Origin of the sequence: Gemmatimonas sp., assembly GCF_036405635.1 — a bacterium.
Taxonomy (GTDB): Bacteria; Gemmatimonadota; Gemmatimonadetes; order Gemmatimonadales; family Gemmatimonadaceae; genus Gemmatimonas.
The window spans coordinates 1-4480 of sequence record NZ_DASWXE010000160.1; the positions used below are offsets into that span (position 1 = coordinate 1).

At 62.7% G+C, this 4480-nt stretch carries 8 protein-coding genes; 2 read left to right on the forward strand and 6 right to left on the reverse strand.

The features are described 5' to 3' along the window. On the reverse strand, nucleotides 1-588 hold a 588-nt coding region (locus VGE27_RS12875; protein ID WP_331050069.1), incomplete at its 3' end, for an NAD(P)H-binding protein. An 82-nt stretch (nucleotides 589-670) separates the two neighbouring features. Here VGE27_RS12875 and VGE27_RS12880 point away from each other — a divergent pair. Next, nucleotides 671-1108, forward strand: a complete 438-nt coding sequence (locus VGE27_RS12880) for a helix-turn-helix domain-containing protein (protein ID WP_331050070.1) — start codon at nucleotides 671-673, stop codon at nucleotides 1106-1108. Beyond that, nucleotides 1105-2295 carry an MFS transporter gene (locus tag VGE27_RS12885; protein ID WP_331050071.1) on the forward strand — a complete coding sequence of 397 codons (1191 nt, stop codon included), beginning with the start codon at nucleotides 1105-1107 and terminating at the stop codon, nucleotides 2293-2295. Before VGE27_RS12880 ends, VGE27_RS12885 begins: the two co-directional genes overlap by 4 nt. A 19-nt stretch (nucleotides 2296-2314) precedes the next feature. On the opposite strand, the gene VGE27_RS12890 is transcribed toward VGE27_RS12885, so the two are convergent. The 5 genes from VGE27_RS12890 to VGE27_RS12910 form a co-directional block, all read right to left on the reverse strand. Further along, nucleotides 2315-2719, reverse strand: coding sequence for a hypothetical protein (locus VGE27_RS12890; protein ID WP_331050072.1), 405 nt, complete (start codon nucleotides 2717-2719; stop codon nucleotides 2315-2317). Between the two features lie 219 nt (nucleotides 2720-2938). Then, nucleotides 2939-3139, reverse strand: a complete 201-nt coding sequence (locus VGE27_RS12895; RefSeq protein WP_331050073.1) for a hypothetical protein — start codon at nucleotides 3137-3139, stop codon at nucleotides 2939-2941. A 173-nt stretch (nucleotides 3140-3312) separates the two neighbouring features. Further along, a complete protein-coding gene (locus tag VGE27_RS12900; RefSeq protein ID WP_331050074.1) occupies nucleotides 3313-3654 on the reverse strand; it encodes a hypothetical protein in 342 nt (113 codons plus the stop codon). Between the two features lie 2 nt (nucleotides 3655-3656). Further along, nucleotides 3657-3815, reverse strand: a complete 159-nt coding sequence (locus VGE27_RS12905; RefSeq protein WP_331050075.1) for a hypothetical protein — start codon at nucleotides 3813-3815, stop codon at nucleotides 3657-3659. A gap of 3 nt (nucleotides 3816-3818) precedes the next feature. Next, nucleotides 3819-4310, reverse strand: a complete 492-nt coding sequence (locus tag VGE27_RS12910) for a hypothetical protein (protein WP_331050076.1) — start codon at nucleotides 4308-4310, stop codon at nucleotides 3819-3821. Nucleotides 4311-4480: the final 170 nt, after the last annotated feature.

The window sequence follows — 4480 nt, forward strand, 5'->3', positions numbered from 1 at the left end:
CTCGTCGCCAGCAAGCTCGTACACTTTGTCCTGGTGACCCGTCGACGTGAGCACCGCGACGGCCGCATCAGCGTAGTCGTCTCTGGTGGCGAGCGAGAGCTTGCCCTGCCCCGCGCTGCCCAGGAACGCACCTCCCGCCAACGCCCCTGCGATGGAGCCCGTGTAGTTCTCCGTATACCAGCCGTTCCGCAGCACGGTGGTTGGAATACCGGATGCCGCGAGCGCCTGCTCTGTCTGCCAATGCTCTGCGGCCAGGCTCAGCGTGGAATGCTCGGCGTTCAGGATGCTCGTGTAGATGATGTGCCGTACGCCGGCCCGCTTGGCGGCGTCGATGGCATTCTGGTGCTGCACGGCGCGCTGCCCGAGCTCGCTGGACGAGATGAGCAGCAGCGTCTCGACGCCCTGGAAAGCCTTTTCGAGCGCCGGCACGTCGGTGTAATCGGCGGCCCGCACGGCCACCTCAAGATCGGCGGCCTTGGCCGGATTGCGAACGACCGCGACGACATCGGCGGCGCGGCCACGAGCGACGAGTTTCCCGACAATGAGGCGGCCGAGCTGGCCGGTGGCGGCCGTGATGGCAATGGACATGCCCTACTCCTGTTTGTGAGGTGAGGGCGATAGATTGCCGACTAACAGACTTTTCGTAAGTACGCACACAAAGGTAAGTGTCATGGACGTTCAGACCGCGGTGCCGGAGTCGTTGTCGGAAAAAATCGGGCGCGGAGACCTGCTCGCGGCCAACTGCCCTTCGCGGGCCGTGCTGATGCACCTCACGAGCCGCTGGGGGGTGCTGGTGCTCATTGCGCTGCAGCATGGCACCATGCGGTTCAGCGCGCTCAGACGGCGTGTGGGCGGCGTGAGTGAGCGGATGCTGGCCCAGACCCTGCACGCGCTCGAGCAGGACGGCATTGTGCACCGGGAGGCGTTCGATGTGGTGCCCCCGCACGTGGAGTATTCGCTCACACCGTTGGGCATCGAGGCAGCGGAGCATGTGCGTGTGCTGGCCGACTGGATCGAGGTGAACCTGCCCCAGATCGCCGCGCATTGGCCGCCGGAGCGGATGGGTGACTCGGGTGCAGAGTCGAACACGGAGTCGGTCCCGGCATGAGTTCACGTATCCCGCGCGGCGTGTGGGCCCTGGGATTTGTCTCGATGCTGATGGACATCTCGTCGGAGATGATCCACGCATTGCTGCCGGTTTACATGGTCACGGTACTGGGCACATCGGCGATCGCTGTGGGGCTGATCGAGGGGATGGCCGAGGCCATCGCGTCGGTGACCAAAGTGTTTTCGGGCGCGCTCAGCGACTGGCTGGGGCGGCGCAAGCTGCTGGCGGCACTGGGCTATGGACTGGCCGCTGCGACCAAGCCGATCTTTCCGTTGGCGTCGACCCTGGGTTGGCTGGTGGCCGCCCGTTTCATCGATCGTGTGGGCAAAGGCATTCGCGGGGCGCCGCGTGATGCGCTCGTTGCCGACATCACGCCACCAGAGATGCGCGGCGCAGCCTTTGGTTTGCGGCAATCGCTGGACACGATTGGGGCGTTTCTCGGTCCATTGCTCGCCATTGGGCTGATGTGGTTCACCGCGAATGCGTTCCGCACGGTGTTCTGGCTAGCGGTGGTGCCCGCCATGCTCTCGGTGGTGGTCTTGCTGGTGTTCGTGCGGGAGCCGGAGCGTACCAAAACTCAGCGTACCGCGCGCATGCCCCTGCGCTCCGCAGAAATGAAGCAGTTAGGTGGGGCGTACTGGTGGGTGGTTACCATCGCCACGGCATTCACGTTCGCCCGATTCAGCGAGGCGTTTCTCATCTTGCGTGCGCAATCGCTCGGCGTGCCAACGATGATGATCCCCGCCGTGCTGGTGGTGATGAGTATCGCGTATTCGCTGTCGGCATATCCCGTGGGCGTACTGGCCGATCACATGGATCGCATCACACTGCTGCTGGTGGGGCTGGTGTTGCTGATCGTTGCCGACGTGGTGCTGGCGTATGCATCAACGATCACGGCGCTTGGTGTGGGCCTGGTGCTCTGGGGGCTGTACATGGGATTCACCCAGGGCTTGCTCTCCACGATGATTGCCGATGCGGCCCCGGCGTCGCTGCGCGGCACCGCGTTCGGTGTGTACAATCTCGTGACAGGGGTGGTGCTGCTGGCGGCAAGTGCACTGGCCGGCTTTCTGTGGGACCGCCACGGTCCCGAGGGCACATTTCTGGCGGGCGCCGGATTCGCGGCACTGACTGTGGTGGCTCTGCTCGCGGTACGCGGACGATTCACCCCACGGCCTGCGGCTGCGTAAGTGATCGTCGCCGGCCGGACTACATGTATCGGACGCTGGCCGGGCTATTGAAGTCTGGCTCGGCCGGCAGCAGACGAAAATAGTCGATGCCATCTTCAACGAAACATTGAATGCGGTCAATGATCGCAGTGTGTTCGACTTCCGTGCGCTTGATTGGCGGCAGGAAGTACGAATACGGCATCTGTCCCGGCCCTCCAGCGAATTGCGCGCGAAACGCGAGGGTCTCCGGCGCCACATCGATCATGAGCGTACCACCATTGGTGGACGCCGGAAGCCCACTCGGCTGGAATGCCAGGCGGATGGACTGATCGGGTGCATCCGCGTGCAGCTGCATCGCATAGGTGGGAGAGGGGCGATGCGTACCGAGAAACTTTCGCACTGCGGGCAAGGCCTGTTCCTGCAGGAGCCGAATCTGCGAGAGCATCTCTTTTCGTTGCACCGCCCACCTCCACGCGAATCCCGTCGTCGGAATGGTTCAGGGGAGACATCCCTTCGCCGTTTCACTTGGACGTAAAAGAGCCGGGTGCGTGAATCGCGGCCATTGCCCGGAAGGGGTATTTGCGAGGCTCCCTTCGAGTATGCGGGGCTATCCGGTGCTACGCAGCACAACCTTGGTACGTGGTTGTTGCTTGACCACCTACGGTCAGTTCTGCGAGTAGGCGAGATCCATCGCGGATCTGCTGGCCGCGGCCACGGCCCTGATCTTTTCGGCGATCTGCTTGAGCAGTGTGGGATCGCACAAGTTGCGCGCGGATTGCCACAGGCGGCTGAACGCTCGCACCTGGTTTGCATCGCGGCACTCGACGATAGCGCCGCCGTCCTGGAGGTCGAGTAGGTGTCGCATGGGCGGCTACTACTCCAGAGACAGAGAAAAGTGCCACGCTTTGAAGGGTCTTTGGCGATCCGCGCAAAGTCGAGATTCTGTGCGGCCCGTGCACTTCACGCCATGTCACGGAGTTGATCGCACTCGCGTGACATGGGGTGATTTGCTCAGAGCCGACTACTGCGGCGTGTTAATCACGCAGGTAGCAACGGCAGCACATCCGGATCGGTGTCGACAGCAACGTAGTGCCGTGCATCACGCCACGAAGCGCCGTCGCTGATGTGCGCGTACACGGGCCGGAAGAGTCGGCCGGCTGTTTCGAGCTGTGCGAAATCTTCCGGGAGGAAGTCGATGGTGTACTCGCCGCCGCTGAGTGTGGCGGTCTTTTCCATCGTCCCGATGAGCGGAACCGTTTCCGGATCGCCACCGGGCTGCACCGACCATCGGATGCGCAGGGTCTTGTCCGCACCGAACTCGGTCTCAGTGCCAACGAACCGCCACGCTTTGTAGATGTCGAGGTATTCAGGCGCTCTCATGATCATTCTCCATGCAGAATCGTGTATTCCTGCGCCGGCACCACGATCTCGTAGAACGGATCGAAGACGATCGTGGAGGGCGAGGGTGGTGCATCATCCAGGTCAAACGCATCCGTCGAGAGCGCGTTCACGTCGAACGCGCTGTTGTCGAAGGTCGCCATGGATCAGCCCCTCCACTTGTTGCCGGAGGTGCCGTTTCCGGTGACGGCGGCGCTGTTGATCTGCACCGTGTTCACCTGCGCCTTGATCGTGCCACCAGCGTAGCCCGTACCGTCGAAGGCTGCTTCGAGGTTGTCGGCAGCGGCGCTGTCGCCGCTGATGGAGATCACGTCTGCACTCACCGCGGCGGCCGTGATGACCACCTCGGCGGGGCAGACATAGTAGCCGGACGCATTGGCCGGACCGATCGTCAGGTGAGAGTACGGTGCCAGGTTCACTTCGCTCTGGGTGAGCTCGAGCGCATACCGTCCATTGGAGCGATGCACGAAGTTATTCGTGCTGTCGGTGCTGCTGCCACCGTTGGTGTGGATCAGTGCCGTCGCGGCGCTGAGGTCCGTCTTGGCTGTGCCATCTTCCGTATTGAACACGGCGAACATGATCGTGCGCAGGCCAGCCGTGCTTTCATTGACCGTGATCGGTCGCGAAGTGAATGCCATTGTGAAGCTCCTTGCAATTAGAAGAAATAGTGACGGAGTGGTGATTCACTGCCGCCTGTTGCCGGGCGCAAAGCCCATGCGGTGTTGAGCATGCCGAATCCAAAATCGGTAACCGTCCATCCGGATTGCGTGCTCGAACCAGTTGCCGCCGTTCGTGAGAGCGCGGCCCA